The sequence below is a fragment of the Micromonospora sp. SL1-18 genome (genome assembly GCF_047921505.1).
In the GTDB taxonomy this organism is placed as follows: domain Bacteria; phylum Actinomycetota; class Actinomycetes; order Mycobacteriales; family Micromonosporaceae; genus Micromonospora.
On record NZ_JBLROA010000094.1, the window covers coordinates 1 to 16,070 of the forward strand.

Below are 16,070 nucleotides of genomic sequence, written 5' to 3' on the forward strand. Positions count from 1 at the left end.
TGGAAGCGGGAATCTCCCGCCCTTGAGCTTTAGGCGGGGGAGGATGTCAATTGAACCTGTGGGTACCCAACGGCCTCGTGGTGGGCTGCGAGGCACTGTTCATCCCGTACGCCGGGGAGTGGGTCGGCTTCCTGTTCGCTGCGGGCGCCCTCGGCATGCTCGCCGGCGACGTGGTGGTGGGACGGTTCCTCACCCCGGCCCAACGGGCGTGGTCCATCCGGCCGCTGCGGTTGCTGCTCGCCCTGCCCTACCTCGCCTTCGCGTTGCACCCCGCGCTGCCGCTGGCGATGCGACGCTGGTCGCCTCGGCCGGCATCGCCGCGTCGCTGCCGTTGCAGGAGCGGCTGATCGCCCACTCACCGCAGCAGGTGCGGGGGCAGGTGCTCGGCCTGCACCAGAACGGGATGATGGCCGGCCAGGCAGCGTTCGCGGCGCTGGCCGGGGTGATCGCCGACCGGCTACCGGCCAACTGGGCCGTGGCGGCGATGGCCGGGCTATCACTCCTGGCCACCGTGGCACTCACCCGGGGGTTGCGGGGAACCGAGGTGGCGCCCGGGGCGGAGCCGGAGACAGCGCCGACTCTCACGCCAACGGCCGACGGGCGTAAGGCCCGCGCTAGGCCGGCGCGCCACCGGCATCCGCTCATTGGTGCTGCCGGCGGCGCCCACCCGGTACACCGGGCGCCGGACATCAGTCGAGCGGGATGACCGACCAGACGTACATCGGGCCGGGGCACTCCTCGTCTTCGAGCGCCGTGGCGTACTCGGGGAAGTCGAACATCACAGGCGGCAGTATGCCGCCGCGCGCCGATGTCGTCGGCAGCGCGCGGCATACTGCCCGGCATGCGCGTACCGTTCCCGGAGCCCGGCCCGTCCTCGGACGCGCCCGCCCTCTTCCTCACCTATCTCGACTACTACCGGGACACCGTCGGCGACCGGCTCGCCGGGCTGACCGACGCGCAGGCCCGCACCTCCCGGGTGCCCTCCGGCTGGGCGCCGGTCGAACTGGTGAAGCACGTGACCTTCATGGAGCGGCGCTGGCTGGTCTGGGGGTTCCTCGGTGAACCGGTGCCGGACCCGTGGGGCGACCGCGCCCACGACCGCTGGCACGTCGCCCCGGAGGAGACCGTGGCCGACCTGGTGGCCGCCCTGCGCCAGGGCGGGGAACGGACCCGGGAGATCGTCGAGGCCAACCCGCTGACCACGCCCGCCGCGCTGGGCGGCCGGTTCACCGACGAGGCCAGCCGGCCCGCCCTCGCCGCGATCCTCTTCCACGTCCTCCAGGAGTACGCCCGGCACGCCGGTCACCTCGACATCGTCCGCGAACTGGTCGACGGGCGCACCGGGGAGTAATCGGCGTTCCGGTCGCCCGACGACGCGAGGTTCACCGGAAGTCCTCCTCGCGGTACTCGCCGGCCGGCCGCGCCCTGGCGTACTTGTCCCGCTCGGCGGCGCGCAGCTCGGTCCGGCGGATTTTGCCCGAGATGGTCCTCGGCAGCTCGGCAAAGTCCAGCCGCCGCACCCGCAGGTACGGCGCCAGCCGCTCCCGCGAGTGGGCGAAGATCACCGCGGCGGTCTTCTCGTCCGCCTGCCAGCCCGGGGCCAGCACCACGTACGCCTTCGGCACCGCCAGCCGCACCGGGTCCGGCGACGGCACCACCGCCGCCTCCGCCACCGCCTCGTGCTCCAGTAGCACGCTCTCCAGCGCGAACGGGGAGACCCGGTAGTCCGACGCCTTGAACACGTCGTCGGTGCGCCCCACGTACGTCAGGTAGCCGTCGGCGTCCCGGGATGCGATGTCGCCGGTGTGGTAGTAGCCGTCCCGCATCGCGGTGGCGGTCAGCTCCTCGTCGCCGTGGTAGGCGACCATCAGCGTGACCGGCCGGTGCGCCAGGTCGAGGCAGACCTCCCCGTCGTTCCCGGGTTCGCCGGTCACCGGGTCGACCAGGGTCACCACGTACCCGGGCAGTGGACGTCCCCATCGAACCCGGCTGCACCGACTGCCCGGGCGGGTTGCCGATCTGCGCGGTGGTCTCGGTCTGCCCGTACCCGTCCCGGACGGTCAACCCCCAGGCCGCCTCGACCTGCTCGATCACCTCCGGGTTCAACGGCTCCCCGGCGCCCACCAGGCTGCGCGGCGGGTGCCCAGCTGGGTCAGGTCCGCCTGGATGAGCATCCGCCACACCGTCGGCGACGCGCAGAAGCTGGTCACCCTGCACCGGTCCATCGCCGCCATCAGGCCCGTCGGGTCGAAGCGGGAGTAGTTGTAGACGAAGACCGTCGCGCCCGCGTTCCAGGGCGCGAACACGTTGCTCCAGGCGTGCTTGGCCCAGCCCGGCGAGGAGATGTTGAGATGCACGTCGCCGGGACGCAGCCCAATCCAGTACATGGTGGACAGGTGCCCCACCGGGTACGACACGTGGGTGTGCTCGACCAGCTTCGGCCGGGAGGTGATGCCCGAGGTGAAGTAGAGCAACAACAGGTCGTCCGCCCGGGTCACCCCGTCGGGCGTGAACTCGTCCGACTCGCCGTACGCCGCGGCGTAGGCGTGCCAGCGGTCGACCGGATCGCCGACCGAGATCCGGGTGTAGTCGCCGGGCACCTCGGCGAACTTGCCGGTGTGCTCCGCCCCGGCCACCACGTGCCGCGCCGCGCCGCGCGTCAGCCGGTCGGCCAGGTCCGCCGGGCCGAGCAGCGGCGTCGCCGGGATGATCACCGCGCCCAGTTTGATCGCCGCCAGGATCGTCTCCCAGAGTTCGAGCTGGTTGCCCAGCACAAGAACCAGCCGGTCCCCGGCCCGGGCCCCCCGCGCCCGCAGCCAGTTCGCCACCCGGTTCGAACGGCGGAACAGCTCGGCGTACGACCAGCATTCCTCTCCCCTGTCCGCCTCGACGATCCACAGTGCGGTGGTGTCGTTGCCTTCGGCGAGCACGTCGAACCAGTCCAGCGCCCAGTTGAACTCGTCCAGTCACGGCCAGCGGAACTTCTCGTACGCGATCTCGTGGTCCTCCCGTTGCACGAGCAGGAAGTCGCGCGCCGCGCGGAAGGCGTCGATGCCGGCGGTGGGCATGGGGGGTGTCCTTCCTTTGCCTGAACGCACGGCGAAAGGGAGGGTGCCGCGCGCAGTAGGCTGATCCTCGGGTGAGGTACGTCGGCGATGCGCAAACTGGGGCGCACACCCGGTTGGAAGTCGTGGTCCCGGCCCGCCGGGCTGGACTGCTCCCCTAGGAGGCGGCGATGAAGCGGTGGCGGCGACCCCGGGCTGGTGCCCTCGTTCTTCTCGCCGTGCTCGCGATCGGAGCGGTGCCGGTGGCCCGCGACCTGCTCCAGCCGCCCTCCGAGGGGGTCGCCGTCCAGGCGTACGATCGTACCGATGATCCCCGCGTGATCATGGCGCTCGTCGAGACCCACCCCGACTTCGTGCTGCACCGGGTCACCGCGCAGGAGGACGCCGGCACAGTCGTCCTGTACGTCTCGATGCGTCAGCCCTCGCGCTGGTCGTGGTCGGGCGGTGACCTCGCCGAGACCCGGGCTGTCCGGATCCGGCTGGACCAACCGCTCGCCGGTCGCGAGGTGCGCGACGGCCGGCTCGGCACACCCGTCCCGGTGCGATGACCCCGGACGCACGCTCGGTGGTGAGGACCTCCCGCTTGTTGTCCGATCCAGGTGAAGGTTGCGAGCGGTCGATTTCTTGACGTGCTGCTCGCAAGGTATCGGGCTGGCGGGGGCTCGGATTCTGGTCAGACTTACCTTGCGAATTTACTGGATCATGGTGCCTTCAGGCGATGCGCGTCGAGGAGCTGACCGGGGTCAGTGAAGCTCCGAATCCGACCTTTGGTGGAGATGGTGAGCCGCGTTTTTCTCTTTCTCGAAGCCATACCGGCAGACCGCACGTACCTGCGTCGGGGCCAAAGTCCGCGTCCGGCATAACCGGGGCAGCGCCCCGTATGCTGCTGGCCGCAACCGGGGCGACGCACCGCTTGTGGTGTTCGTCCCTCATCGGACCGGATCCGCCAGCCACGAGGAGACCACGCTCATGACCACACGCGACGAGGCGAGCGAAATGCGACCTCTTCGGTATTCCATCAACGTCACATTGGACGGGTGCTGCGATCACCGTGCAATTCCCGCGGACGAAGACTTGCATCGTCACCACACCGAGAACCTCGCCCAGGCCGATGCACTTCTCTTTGGCCGGGTGATGTACGAGCTGATGGAGGCAGCGTGGCGGCCGCCGGCGCCGACGGGGTCGAGACCTGATTGGATGGAACCCTTCGCCCGGACGATTGACGCGGCGAAGAAGTATGTCGTGTCGAGCGCTCTGGAAGCGGGTCGATTGGAACGCGGAGCTTGTGCGCGGGGATCTGGGCAACGTTGAGCAGCTCAAGCGGGAGTCGGGTAGGGGACTGTTCGTGTCAGGGCGTGCAGCTCCCGCTGGCGTTGGCGGAGCTGGGATTGATCGATGAGTACGAGTTCGTGGTCCAGCCCCGACTAGCGGGCCACGGGCCGAGATTGTTCGCGGGCCTATCGAAGTATGTCGACTTAAAGCTCGTGAGCCGGCTGGGGTTCGCCTCGGGGGCGGTGGCGATGCGGTACGAGCCGAGAAGGTAACCATCGGGCTCGTTAGCCCGAGCCGGCCGGAGCCCAGGTTCGACTCGCAGAGTAATTCTGACACTCGCAACCTTCGGCGATACAGGGCACTTGTCCGCCACGATGTCGCCCGTGAGCGTCACACGGCCCGCCCGTCGCTTCCAACGAAAACCAACGCTAAGGTCAATTGATCTTCGTGGTAGGTGACCCGTAGCGTGCCGCCTGTTCGATCCCACCGGCCGGTGTGGATCATGCTGGCGCAGAAGATGTAGCTGTACCCAGAGGCCATGAAAGACCCGTAGTGATCATCGTGGTACTGGCTGCTGTCGGAGGTGAGGCTGCTGTTGGAGTAGTAGCCGGTCTCGCTGGGCCGCCAGCTGCGCCAGGTCGCCGAGCTGACATCGCCGAAGAAGAACGGGTTCTGCCCGCAGTAGCCGTGCGCGCCGGCCTGGTTGATCCGGCAGTTGTTGGTGAACTCCTGCGGAATGACCGTCGGCCCGTAGTCCCAGATCAGCAGGTTCCGCCAGCGCGGCCGCTGGCCGTTGGACGCCTGCCGGACGCTGAAGTCGAACACCCCGATGACCCCCGGGAGTCACCGTAGGCGCCGCGAGACCCGCCCACGACGACGCCGCCGACGCCGAGCCCGGCAGGGCCATCGCGATCAACACGACAGCCAGGCGGCCGACCGTGCCCCCGCCCCGCGTGGCGCACCGGCGGCCGGCCGGTGCGCAACCCGTCAGACCGGCGGCGCCGGTGGCTCGGGCGGCTTGCCCCACGCCCGCCTCGCATCGGCGAGGGCCACCCCGGCCAGCACGACCCCGGCTGCGGCCAGCACGACCAGCGGCGGCGCCCAGAGCAGCGCCGGGAAGAGCAGGACCAGCGCACCGATGGCGACCAGCCGGGATGGGGATATTCGACCGAACACCTCGTGCTCGAAGCGGGACCGGCCCACCATGTACACGGCCGGCCCAGCGAGGATCGCCGCGGTCCAAACGGCTGCGGCATGCCCGAGCGGATGGGCGATCGCCAGCTCGTAGCCGATCGCCATGGTGATGACACCGGCGATCATGATCATGTGGGAATCGGCGGCGGACCGCCCGATGCGTGCCGGAGCCGGGCTCGCTTTGACCGCCTCGGCGAGGATCTGGCCGGCGCGGTAGAAGTAGATCCGCCAGATCAGGATCGACTTTCCCACGGCGACCGCGAAGGCCACCGTCGACGCCAGGTCACGCCCGTCGCTCACGTAGGTCAGCCCGGTGACCAGCACCACCTCGCCGAGAGCCACGAGGAAGAACTGCTGGTACCGCTCGGCCAAATGCGCGCCGGCGATGGACCATTGGGCGGGAGTCGAGCGACCGAGGCCGGGCACCGGCCAACCGAACCGGTTGGCCAGATACTCGATGGCCAAGGCTGGCCCCCAGAAGAACAACCGAGTTCCGGACCGCGCGAACAGGACGCCGAGGATCCACAGAACCGCCGTCGCCGCGTAGGTGATCAACATCCGCACCTTGAGTCGCTGCCGCTCGTCGCCGCGCAGCGCTATGGCGAGCAGCAGCGGCCGGCTCACCTGAGCGATCACATAACCAGCCACGAAGGTGGGCCCGGCGTCGCGAAAGGCGCGCAGGGTCCCCGCTCCCATCACCATGCTGGCCAGCAGCGCGATCAGCACGACGAGCTGGACCATCGGCTGGTACGGGTCGTACCGGCTGGTCGTCCAGGCGGTGCCCTGCCAGACCGCCCAGAGGGCGAGCAGCAGGAAAATCACCTTGGCGGCGTTGACCACGTTCAGGCCGAAGTCGTGCACGCCAGGAGCCATGTCGAGGTTCTCCACGCCCCGGGACACCACCTGGGTCAGCGCGAAGACGAAGATCAGGTCGAAGAAGAGCTCCAGGAACGAGGCGCGCCCCGTCGCCTCGCCCTTGGGCCGCAGCTTCTTCGGTTCTCCCAGCATGATCCACCCGTCCGCGGGGTGCCGTCCCGCTCAGGCAGTCGTAGCGCACCTGGGAAACGAGGGCCGCCACAACCCGCGAAAGCAAATGCGGCTGGCAAGGAAGTGGTAGGCGGTCCACCCGAAGCGCCCGGGGCGGCCTACGCCGCGTTCCGTACCTCAGCCGACCATGGTGACCGGCAGGTCGCCGTCGGCGTACCGGGCACGGACCCGCTTTCTGTCGAACTTCCCCACCGAAGTCTTCGGCACCGCCTCGGTGAACGCCCACCGCTCGGGCAACTGCCAATGAGCGACCCGGGCACCGAGGAACTCGCGCAAGTCCTCGGCGGACGCGGTCGCCCCCTCGCGGAGCACCACCGTGGCCAACGGCCATGGTCGCAGGGCTCTCCGTTTGTTTAGCCCGGTACCGGCATGTTGCGCCAGCGTTCATGGGCGGGCTGCCAGGTCGCCGGTCGCGGCGCCGATGCCAGCCGGCGACGTCGACGGGCAGCCGCGCCACGATCCGCGCGGTCCGCCTCGCAGCCGGAGCTGGCCCCGCCTGGTCGAACTACGCCCCCGGCGACCACAGACCGTGAGAATCACGCCTGCTCCGCACCGCTTCACCAAGAGAACTGGCGACAGTTAAATAGGCGATCTCACCAGTCCGGGAGGCCTGATGACAGCGGCGCTGCCCGTCCTGCGGAAGTTTCACTTCCTTCCGACTGGAACGAGGTACTACAGACTCAATCGGGTGGGCTCAGTTTTTCGAATACCAATAGCCCCGATCGCTATTCGGATTCGGCTGGACGCGCCACCCAGGTGGCCACACATCCCGGTCACAGGTCTTTGGCCATGTTGCGGCCGGTCTCGGTGAAGCCCAGCTGCTCGTAGAGGGCTCGGGCGCCGGTGTTGTGGGCGAAGACGTGGAGACCGATTCTGGTCAGCGCGTTGTCGTGGCACCAGCGCTCGGCGGCCTGCATGATCGCGCGGCCGTAGCCCTGGCGGCGTACGTCGGGTTCGACGGCGACGTTGTAGACGAACGCGGTGTCGTGGGTGACTTTGACCCAGAGGAAACCGACCCGGCGGTCGCCGTCGTAGGCGTACCAGAAATGGTGGTCAGGGGTGGCGGACTCGTCGGGAAGCAGCTGCGCGTAGGTGTCGGCGGCGTTGCGGGCCGCGTCCTGCGCCGACTGGCCCGACGCGGCGACGCTCTGCGCGTAGTGCGCCTCGGCCTCGGCCCGCCACGGTTTGTACTGCTCCTCGGTCATCGGCTCCAGCCATACGTCCGCCATGACCGACAACCTACCGAGTCGAAAGCACCCGCTCGCACTCTCAGTTCGGGGCCGCCGGACCACGGCGACCCTACCGTTACGCGCATACGAACACGTACCCGTCGTGCCGTCGACCGATTCAACGCCTTGCGTTCTCGGCCTGCGGTCGTCGCCCCGGTTCGGGAAGGCGGTCAGCCGCATCCCGGTCGGCACCGCTACGTCATCGAACGCTGCCTTGAATGGACCACCCGGTACCGGCGCCTGGTCCGCCGCTACGAGCGCAAGGCTTCCCACTTCCTCGGATTCCTGCGCCTGGCCTGTGCTCTGATCTGCTACCGCAGTTGAATAGGCGGCCTCACCAGTAGAGCAGGCCCACACCCCGCAAGGCGTCCTAGGAGGCTAGTTCCAAAGCGGCGATCCGGCCGCCTCATGGACAGGCAGCCGTCCAGCTGCCTATGGTGTGGAAAGGCAACCTTGCGGCTGCCTTTATCGAGGGCGGGTGAGCGGTGGACGAGGTGTTCCGGGCGCTGGCGGACCCGAGCCGTCGCCGGCTGCTCGACAGCCTCAACGTCCGCAACGGACAGAGCCTGCGCGAACTCTGCGCCGGGCTCGACATGACCCGGCAGTCGGTGAGCAAGCACCTCGCGGTGCTGGAGGCGGCCGGGTTGGTGACCACGACGCGACGGGGGCGCGAGAAGCTGCACCACCTCAACGCGGCGCCGATCAACGCCGTCGCCGACCGCTGGATCGGCCGCTACCACCGGGAACGGGCGCGTGCCCTCGCCGACCTGCAGACAGCATTGGAGCGGGAGCCCATGGAGAACCCCACGTTCGTGTACACCACCTACATCCGGACCACGCCGGAGCGGCTCTGGCGGGCGCTGATCGAGCCGGAGTTCACCCGCCGCTACTGGGGCGGGGCGGCGCTGGTCTCCGACTGGCGGGTCGGGTCGCCGGTGCTCTGGCAGGACTCCCCCGACGCCGAGCCGAAGGACCTCGGCCAGCGGGTCCTGGTGGCGAAGCCGTACCGCCGGCTGTCCTACAGCTGGCACGGCTTCCAGCCCGAGCACGCCGCGCATTTCGGCTGGTCGGAGGAGGAGCTGGCGGCCCGGCTCGGCGAGCGGCGGTCCAAGGTCACCTTCGACCTTGCCCTGTACGGCGACGTGGTCCGGCTGACCGTGACCCACGACGACTTCTCCCCCGACAGCGAGATGCACCGGGCGATCAGCGGACAGCTCGACGGCAGCGGCGGCTGGCCGGAACTGCTGGCCAGCCTGAAGAGTCTGCTGGAGACCGGCGAGCCGCTGCCGGCGCCGGTGCCGGCCGGCTGACCACGCCCGGCCGGGTCGGGGTTGCCCACCCCCGTCGCGGCAGCCCCGACTCGGGCACCGGTGGGTCAGCGGCCGGCGGTACGGACCAGCATCGGCACGAGGACGGCGGCGGCCACCAGGTGCATCGCGACCAGCGTCTCCGTCGCCGCCGTACCCACTCCCGACGAGCGGCCCGAGCAGCGACACCAGCAGCACGACCACGGCGATGCCGAGCCAGACGGCCCGGGCCCGGGTGATGAACCGCTCAGCAGGGCGAGCAGCGCCCTGCTGGCCAGGCCGGCCAGCAGGGTGGTGACGCCGACCGCGACCGGGGTGACCGGCTGATCCGTTCCGCCGCTGCCGGCTACCAGGTCCACCCCGGCGACGGAGACGGCGGCGATCCAGACGACCAGGGTGGCGGCGGCGACCAGCACGCACATGATCAGCAGCACCAGGCTCCAGCCGACGGTGAACTGGTCGAACCTGGGTCACCTCAGCGCGTCTGGTGGAGCAGCTCCTCGACGTCCAGTCCGCGGATCGAGGCGTCGAGGACCTGGACGGTGTGGGCCAGCGCGAGGTGGCCGCCGGCGCGGGCCACCGAGGCGGCGACCTGCATGAGGCAACCGGGGTTGGCGGTGACGAGCAGCCGCGCCCCGGTGGCCAGCACGGTCCGGGCCTTGCGGTCGCCGAGTTCGGCAGCCGGCCCGGGGTGGAGCACGTTCCACACGCCCGCCGAGCCGCAGCACAGCTCCGGGTCGGCGATCTCCCGCAGCTCCAGCCCGGGGATGGCGCGCAGCAGCCGGCGCGGCTGGTCGCGGACCCCCTGGGCGTGGGCCAGGTGGCAGGCGTCGTGGTACGCGACGGTCACCGGCAACGGGTGCCGGGGGGCGACCGGACCCAGCTCGACGAGGAGTTCGGACAGGTCGCGTACCTTGCCGGCGAAGTCGGCGGCGAGCGCGGCGTAGCGCGGCTCGTCGCGGAGCAGGTCGCCGTACTCCTTCAGGGTGGAGCCGCAGCCGGCCGCGTTGACCACGAAGTAGTCGATCCCGGCGGCGGCGAACGTGTCGAGCATCCGCCGGGCGAACCGGCGGGCCTCCGCGTCGCGTCCGTTGTGCACGCTGAGCGCGCCGCAGCAGCCCTGCCGGTCGGGCAGGATCACCACCTCGCAGCCCTCGGCGGCGAGCACCCGGACGGTGGCGGCGTTGACCTCGGGGAAGAACGCGCGCTGCACGCAGCCGGTGAGCATGCCGACCACGGCCCGCCGGGCGCCGACGGCGGGCACCCGGGCAGGCAACCGCGGCGGCCGGCGCAGCGGCGGGGTGAGGGCGTCCAGGGCCGCGAGCGTAGGCGCCAGCCGGGGCAGCAGCCCGGTACGTCGAACCAGCTCCCGCAGCCCGCTGGCCCGGTACGCGCGCAGCGGCCCGCGTAGCAGCCGCAGCCGCTTCGGATGGGGGAAGAGCGCGAAGATCGCCGCGCGCAGCGCCCGGTCCCGGGGGCCGCGCGGGTGCCGGCGTTCCACCTGCTGCCGGGTGTCGGAGATCAGCCGGTCGTAGCGCACCCCGGAGGGGCAGGCGGTGACGCAGGACATGCAGCCGAGGCAGCGGTCGAAGTGGGTGACCATGGAGTCGGTCAGCGGCTCGCCCTCCAGGCCCTGCTTCATCAGGTGGATGCGTCCCCGCGGCGAGTCTGTCTCCTCGCCCCACAGCACGTACGTGGGGCAGGTGGGCAGGCAGAAGCCGCAGTGGACGCAGTCGGCGATGAGCGCCGCGTCGGGCGGGTGGTGCGTGTCGAAGGCGCCGGGGCCGGGCGTACGGGCGGCTGCGGCGAGCACGTCGTGCGGGACGCCGGCAGGGTGGCTGCCGCCGGGCGAGGTGACCGGGGAGTTCCCGGGCTGCTGGGGGGCGCTCAAGTCAGATGCCTCCCACGAACCGGCCGGGCGCCAGTCGGGCGTCCGGGTCGAACCGCTGCTTGACCCGGCGCATCAGCGCGAGGCCGTCGACCGGCCCCCACAGGTCGACCCTTTGCCGGACCGGCGCAGGCGCGGTGAGGACCACGGTGTGCCCGGCCGCCGCCGCGGTGGCCGCGCGCAGCGCGTCGACCAGGCCGGCGACCGCCTCCGGGTCGGCGGTGCCGGGCAGGCCGGCGTAGAGGACGCCGACGCCGGCCGAGCCACGCAGGGCGAGGGGCAGCCCGTGCCGTTCGGCCGCCGCGCGGGCGTCGGCGAGCAGCCGGGGTACGCCGGACAGCGCGGCGGTCAGCCTCAGCCCGATGTCGCCGGGCCGCCAGGGCGGGTGTCCCCAGCCGTCGGGAGGCCCGCTGGTGACGGTGGCGCCGACGCCCAGCAGCCGGCGGGCGGCGTCGGCCCGGACGGCCACGCCGGCGGGGGCGCCCTCCAGCAGCACGGTCATCGTGGCCGGGCCGTCGGGCGGGGCGTCCACCTCCAGCGCGGCCGGCACGAGCTGCGCCCCGCGTACGGTGGCGGCGAGCCGGCCCGCCTCGACGAGGTCGTCGACCGGGCGGGCGACGTACGCGGCCGCCGCCGGCAGCGGGTGCAGCCGGAACGCGGCCTCGGTGACCAGCCCGAGCGTGCCGTACGCCCCGGTGACGAGCTTGCCCAGGTCGTAACCGGCGACGTTCTTGACCACCTTGCCGCCGGCGCGCGCCACCACCCCGTCGGCACGGACCAGGGTGACGCCGATGAGCAGGTCGCGCGGGGTGCCGTAGAGCATCCGGCGCGGACCGGCGGCGTTGGTGGCGACGGCGCCACCGACGGTGCCGCCGGGCAGCGGCGCGTCCAAGGCGAGCTGCTGCCCGGCGCCGGCCAGGACGGACGCCAGGGTGTCGAGGCGGGTGCCGGCCCGGACCACGGTGATCAGGTCGCCGGCGGCGTGCTCGACCACCCCGGCGAGGGCGGTGGTGTCGAGGATCAGGTCAAGCCGGCGGGGTGGGTTGCCCCAGTCCTGTCTGGTGCCGCCGCCGCGGAACGTGACGGCGAGGTCGAGTTCGGCGGCGGCGCGCAGCAGCGCGGCGGCCTGGGCGGTGTCGCGCGGGACGGCGACGTACCGGGCCGGTACCCCGGCGATGCTGTCACCCTCCCCCGCCACCCGGACCGAATCGGCGGGGTGACCCGCGGCGCGGAGGCGGTCGAGGATCCGGTCGGCGGGCATCAGAACGCCTCCGCCAGGCCGGCCTCCTGCGCCGGATGGACTCCGCTGCGCCGGCCGGGGATCTCGCCGCAGAGTCGGGGCGTCGGGAAGACCTTGCCGGGGTTGGCCAGCCCGGCCGGGTCGAACGCGCAGCGCAGCAGGTGCATGGTGTCCAGGTCGTCGGCGGTGAACATGCGGGGCATGAACTTCGCCTTGTCCATGCCGACGCCGTGCTCGCCGGTGATCGAGCCGCCGTGCGTGACGCAGAGGTCGAGGATCGCGCCGGAGACCTCCTCGGCGCGTTCGGCCTGCCCCTCGGCGGCGGCGTCGAAGAGGACCAGGGGGTGCAGGTTCCCGTCGCCGGCGTGGAACACGTTGGCTACCCGGATGCCGTGCTCCGCGGAGAGTTCGCCGATGCGGCGCAGCACCTCGGGCAGGGCGGTCCGGGGGATCACCCCGTCCTGGACGATGTAGTCGGGGCTGATCCGACCGACGGCGGCGAACGCGGACTTGCGGCCCTTCCAGAACAGCGCCCGCTCGGCCTCGTCGGCGGCGATCCGGATCTCGAACGCCCGGTTCTCCCGGCACAGCGCCTCCACCTGGGCGAACTGGGCGTCCACCTCGGGCGCCGGGCCGTCCAGCTCGACGATGAGCACCGCCCCGGCGCCCTCCGGATAGCCACAGTGCACGGCCGCCTCGGCCGCCGAGATGGCCAGCGCGTCCATCATCTCCACCGCCGCCGGCACCACACCGGCCGCGATGATCGCCGAGGTGGCTGCCCCGGCCTGGTCGGTGGTGTCGAACGCGGCGAGCAGCGTGCGTACCGCCTCCGGCAGCCGGGTCAGCCGCACGGTGACCTCGGTGGCGATGCCGAGGGTGCCCTCGGAGCCGACGAACGCGCCGAGCAGGTCATAGCCGGGGGCGTCCGGGGCGCGGCCGCCGAGGCGGACCCGCTCGCCGTCCGGGGTGACCAGCTCCACCCCGGTGACATGGTGGGTGGTGAAGCCGTACTTGAGGCAGTGTGCGCCGCCGGAGTTCTCCGCGACGTTGCCGCCGATGGAACAGATCTGCTGGCTGGACGGGTCGGGCGCGTAGTAGTAGCCGTGCGGGTGCGCGGCCCGGCTGACCGCCAGATTGATCACGCCGGGCTGCACCACGGCCCGCTCGTCCTCGGGTGCGATCTCGATGATGTCGCGCATCTGCGAGGTGACGACGAGGACACCGTCGGCGTGCGGCAGCGCCCCGCCGGACAGCCCGGTGCCGGAACCGCGGGCGACGAACGGCGCGCCCGCGGCGACGCAGGCCCGCACCACCGCGGCGCACTGCCCGGCGTCGGCGGGGAGCGCGACGAGAGCCGGGACCACCTTGTACTGCGCCAGCCCGTCGCACTCGTAGGTGCGCAGCTCCTGCCGGTCGCTGACCACCCGGTCGGCGCCGATCGCGGCCCGCAGGGCGGCGGCGAGAGCCTCGATGTCCGTCGTGGTCGTGCTCATCGCCCACCTCCGCGTCGGTCGTCGCTCAGGGCATCCGTTCGTACGCGGGCACGGTGAGGAAGTCGGCGAAGTCGTCGGCGACGGCGACCGCCATGAACAGCGCTCGCGCCTCGGCGTAGTCGCCCGGGTCGCCGGGCAGCCTGCCGATCTCCTCGTCGGCGATCCGCTCGACCAGCTCCCGGGTGACCCGCTCGCCGGTGTCGTCGAGGATGACATCGTTGTGCAGCCACTGCCATACCTGGCTGCGGGAGATCTCCGCGGTGGCCGCGTCCTCCATCAGGTTGAAGATGGCCACCGCGCCGGTGCCGCGCAGCCAGGCGGCGAGGTACTGCACCCCGACGCTGACCGCGTTGCGCAGCCCCGCCTCGGTGTGCCCGCCCGGCGTGGACCGGACGTCGAGCAGCTCGGCGGCGCTGACCCGTACCTCGTCGAGGGCGCGGTCGAGCTGGTGCGGCCGGTCGCCGAGCACCCGGTCGAAGACCGCCCGGCAGACCGGCACCAGGTCGGGGTGGGCGACCCACGAGCCGTCGAAGCCGTCGCCGGCCTCGCGGGTCTTGTCCTCGCGGACCTTCGCGAGGGCGGTCTCGTTGACCTGCGGGTCACGCCGGCTGGGGATGAACGCGGCCATCCCGCCGATGGCGTGCGCGCCCCGCCGATGACAGGTGTGGACCAGCAGCTCGGTGTACGCGCGCATGAACGGCACGGTCATGGTCACCGCGTTCCGGTCGGGCAGCAGGAAGTCCGCGCCCCGGGTCCGGAACTTCTTGATCACGCTGAACATGTAGTCCCACCGGCCGGCGTTCAGCCCGGCGGAGTGTTCGCGCAGCTCGTAGAGGATCTCGTCCATCTCGAACGCGGCCGGGAACGTCTCGATCAGCACGGTGGCCCGGACGGTGCCGCGCGGGATGCCGAGCCGGTCCTGGGCGAGCAGGAACACGTCGTTCCACAGGCGCGCCTCGAGGTGGCTCTCCATCTTGGGCAGGTAGAAGTACGGCCCGGCACCTCGGTCGAGCTGCCGGCGGGCGCAGTGGAAGAGGTAGAGGCCGAAGTCGACCAGGCTGCCGGAGGTGCGCTCCTCGTCGACGAGGACGTGCTTCTCGCTGAGGTGCCAGCCGCGGGGGCGGACCACGATGGTGGCCAGCTCGCTGTCGTGCAGGGCGTACCGCTTGCCCTCTGGTGAGGTGAACTCCAGCTTGCCGTCGATGGCGTCGCGCAGGTTGAGCTGGCCGGAGACCACGTTCTCCCAGAGCGGGGTGTTGGCGTCCTCGAGGTCGGCCAGCCACACCTTCGCGCCGGAGTTGAGCGCGTTGATGGTCATCTTGGCGTCCGTCGGGCCGGTGATCTCCACCCGCCGGTCGACCAGCCCCGGGGCCGGGTCGGCGACCCGCCAGTCGGACTCGCGGATCTCGCGGGTCTCGGGCAGGAAGTCCAGCAGCGCGCCGGTGGCCAGCTCGGCGTCCCGGCGGCGGCGCCGCTCCAGCAACGCGCGCCGGTGGGGCTCGAACGCGCGGTGCAGCTCGGCGAGGAAGGCCAGGGCCTCGGGAGTGAGGACCTCGTCGTAGCGGGGGTGGACCGGGCCCGTGACCTCGACGCCGGGAGGACTGGTCATCGGCTTGCTCCTCACCGTGACATGTGTGTCGATCTATCCGGTGGTGTCCCTGCCGACTGTAAGTCGCGCTGCTCACGGACGCGACCTGAGCGACGGCGCAGCCGCCGGGAGCGGTCGGCGGGATGCGGCGAGCGGTCCGTCCCGAACGACGAGCGGCAGCGCCCTCCCTCGGAATGGGACGGGCGACACAAAGGGGTTGGCAACAGATCTGGGTTTTATCGGCAGTCATAGTCGGACATTTCCATGTACTGTGGGGGCGTGAAGCTGTCAGACTGGGCACGCGAGCAGGGCGTGACCTATCAGAGAGCCTGGCGGTGGGTGAAGGACGGCAAGATGCCCGTTCCTGTCCGTCAGGCGCCGTCTGGGACGTGGATCGTGCAGGAGGCGCGGTCCGCGGCCGGTCGCGTGGTCGGCTACTGCCGCGTGTCCTGTAGCGAGCAGGAGGGTGACCTGGACCGGCAGACCGTGCGGGTTGTGGAGGGCAAAGCGCGCAGGGCCTGGCGGTGGCGGAGATCGTGACTGAGGTCGGCACCGGCCTGAACGGCAAGCGCCGCAGACTGCGCGGGTCCTCGTCGACCCGGCTGTGGCGGTGATCGTGGTCGAGCACAGGGACCGGTTGGCCCGGTTCGGTGTGGAGCACCTGCGAGCCGCGCTTTCTGCGACCGGGCGTCGCCTGGTGGTTCTAGGCCTGGAGGAATCCACGGACGACCTGGTCGAGGATATGGC

16 protein-coding genes and 1 pseudogene are annotated in these 16,070 nt (G+C 71.3%); 6 read left to right on the top strand and 11 right to left on the bottom strand.

Annotated elements, in window-relative coordinates:
• Nucleotides 1–50 precede the first annotated feature (50 nt).
• From ACNAW0_RS27815 to ACNAW0_RS27825, 3 genes are all read left to right on the top strand, one after another.
• Nucleotides 51–347: a hypothetical protein gene (locus tag ACNAW0_RS27815; protein WP_416290987.1), complete on the top strand. Its 297-nt coding sequence runs from the start codon at nucleotides 51–53 to the stop codon at nucleotides 345–347.
• Nucleotides 332–706, top strand: a complete 375-nt coding sequence (locus ACNAW0_RS27820) for a hypothetical protein (protein WP_416290988.1) — start codon at nucleotides 332–334, stop codon at nucleotides 704–706. Before ACNAW0_RS27815 ends, ACNAW0_RS27820 begins: the two co-directional genes overlap by 16 nt.
• A 135-nt stretch (nucleotides 707–841) precedes the next feature.
• On the top strand, nucleotides 842–1,351 hold the full coding sequence (locus ACNAW0_RS27825; protein WP_416290989.1) for a DinB family protein: 510 nt from the start codon (nucleotides 842–844) through the stop codon (nucleotides 1,349–1,351).
• A gap of 31 nt (nucleotides 1,352–1,382) precedes the next feature.
• Here the strand turns inward: ACNAW0_RS27825 and ACNAW0_RS27830 are convergent, their stop codons facing one another.
• Together ACNAW0_RS27830 and ACNAW0_RS27835 are read right to left on the bottom strand one after the other, a co-directional pair.
• Nucleotides 1,383–1,955, bottom strand: a complete 573-nt coding sequence (locus ACNAW0_RS27830) for an AMP-binding enzyme (RefSeq protein ID WP_416290990.1) — start codon at nucleotides 1,953–1,955, stop codon at nucleotides 1,383–1,385.
• Between the two features lie 147 nt (nucleotides 1,956–2,102).
• The gene (locus tag ACNAW0_RS27835) at nucleotides 2,103–2,930 is read right to left on the bottom strand and encodes an AMP-binding protein (protein WP_416290991.1); all 828 of its coding nucleotides are present in this window, start codon (nucleotides 2,928–2,930) and stop codon (nucleotides 2,103–2,105) included.
• A gap of 305 nt (nucleotides 2,931–3,235) precedes the next feature.
• Between ACNAW0_RS27835 and ACNAW0_RS27840 the strand changes: the two genes are divergently transcribed.
• A complete protein-coding gene (locus ACNAW0_RS27840; RefSeq protein ID WP_416290992.1) occupies nucleotides 3,236–3,613 on the top strand; it encodes a hypothetical protein in 378 nt (125 codons plus the stop codon).
• Nucleotides 3,614–4,034: 421 nt separating this feature from the next.
• On the top strand, nucleotides 4,035–4,376 hold the full coding sequence (locus ACNAW0_RS27845; RefSeq protein WP_416290993.1) for a hypothetical protein: 342 nt from the start codon (nucleotides 4,035–4,037) through the stop codon (nucleotides 4,374–4,376).
• Between the two features lie 351 nt (nucleotides 4,377–4,727).
• Here ACNAW0_RS27845 and ACNAW0_RS27850 read toward each other — a convergent pair whose 3' ends face one another.
• The 4 genes and pseudogenes from ACNAW0_RS27850 to ACNAW0_RS27865 all read right to left on the bottom strand — a co-directional run bounded on the left by ACNAW0_RS27850 (nucleotide 4,728) and on the right by ACNAW0_RS27865 (nucleotide 7,807).
• Entirely contained in the window at nucleotides 4,728–5,162 is a 435-nt protein-coding gene (locus ACNAW0_RS27850; RefSeq protein ID WP_416290994.1) for a hypothetical protein, read from the bottom strand.
• A gap of 162 nt (nucleotides 5,163–5,324) precedes the next feature.
• Nucleotides 5,325–6,539: a low temperature requirement protein A gene (locus ACNAW0_RS27855; RefSeq protein WP_416290995.1), complete on the bottom strand. Its 1,215-nt coding sequence runs from the start codon at nucleotides 6,537–6,539 to the stop codon at nucleotides 5,325–5,327.
• 156 nt (nucleotides 6,540–6,695) lie between these two features.
• Nucleotides 6,696–6,905 (bottom strand): annotated as a pseudogene (locus ACNAW0_RS27860) (AMP-binding enzyme); the annotation flags it as partial.
• Between the two features lie 446 nt (nucleotides 6,906–7,351).
• On the bottom strand, nucleotides 7,352–7,807 hold the full coding sequence (locus ACNAW0_RS27865; RefSeq protein WP_416290996.1) for a GNAT family N-acetyltransferase: 456 nt from the start codon (nucleotides 7,805–7,807) through the stop codon (nucleotides 7,352–7,354).
• 485 nt (nucleotides 7,808–8,292) lie between these two features.
• Between ACNAW0_RS27865 and ACNAW0_RS27870 the strand changes: the two genes are divergently transcribed.
• On the top strand, nucleotides 8,293–9,117 hold the full coding sequence (locus tag ACNAW0_RS27870) for an ArsR/SmtB family transcription factor (protein ID WP_416290997.1): 825 nt from the start codon (nucleotides 8,293–8,295) through the stop codon (nucleotides 9,115–9,117).
• Between the two features lie 65 nt (nucleotides 9,118–9,182).
• Here the strand turns inward: ACNAW0_RS27870 and ACNAW0_RS27875 are convergent, their stop codons facing one another.
• Genes ACNAW0_RS27875 through aceB form a run of 5 tightly spaced genes read right to left on the bottom strand, consistent with a single transcriptional unit; the run spans nucleotide 9,183 to nucleotide 15,344 of the window.
• Complete coding sequence (locus tag ACNAW0_RS27875; RefSeq protein WP_416290998.1) at nucleotides 9,183–9,548, bottom strand: DUF6069 family protein; 366 nt, start codon at nucleotides 9,546–9,548, stop codon at nucleotides 9,183–9,185.
• Nucleotides 9,549–9,589: 41 nt separating this feature from the next.
• Nucleotides 9,590–11,005, bottom strand: a complete 1,416-nt coding sequence (locus tag ACNAW0_RS27880) for a (Fe-S)-binding protein (RefSeq protein WP_416290999.1) — start codon at nucleotides 11,003–11,005, stop codon at nucleotides 9,590–9,592.
• Nucleotide 11,006: 1 nt separating this feature from the next.
• Nucleotides 11,007–12,263, bottom strand: coding sequence for an FAD-binding oxidoreductase (locus ACNAW0_RS27885; protein ID WP_416291000.1), 1,257 nt, complete (start codon nucleotides 12,261–12,263; stop codon nucleotides 11,007–11,009).
• Entirely contained in the window at nucleotides 12,263–13,735 is a 1,473-nt protein-coding gene (locus ACNAW0_RS27890) for an FAD-linked oxidase C-terminal domain-containing protein (RefSeq protein WP_416291001.1), read from the bottom strand. Before ACNAW0_RS27890 ends, ACNAW0_RS27885 begins: the two co-directional genes overlap by 1 nt.
• A 25-nt stretch (nucleotides 13,736–13,760) precedes the next feature.
• Nucleotides 13,761–15,344 (bottom strand): malate synthase A, encoded by a 1,584-nt coding sequence (gene aceB / locus ACNAW0_RS27895; protein ID WP_416291002.1) that lies wholly within the window; start codon nucleotides 15,342–15,344, stop codon nucleotides 13,761–13,763.
• Nucleotides 15,345–16,070: the final 726 nt, after the last annotated feature.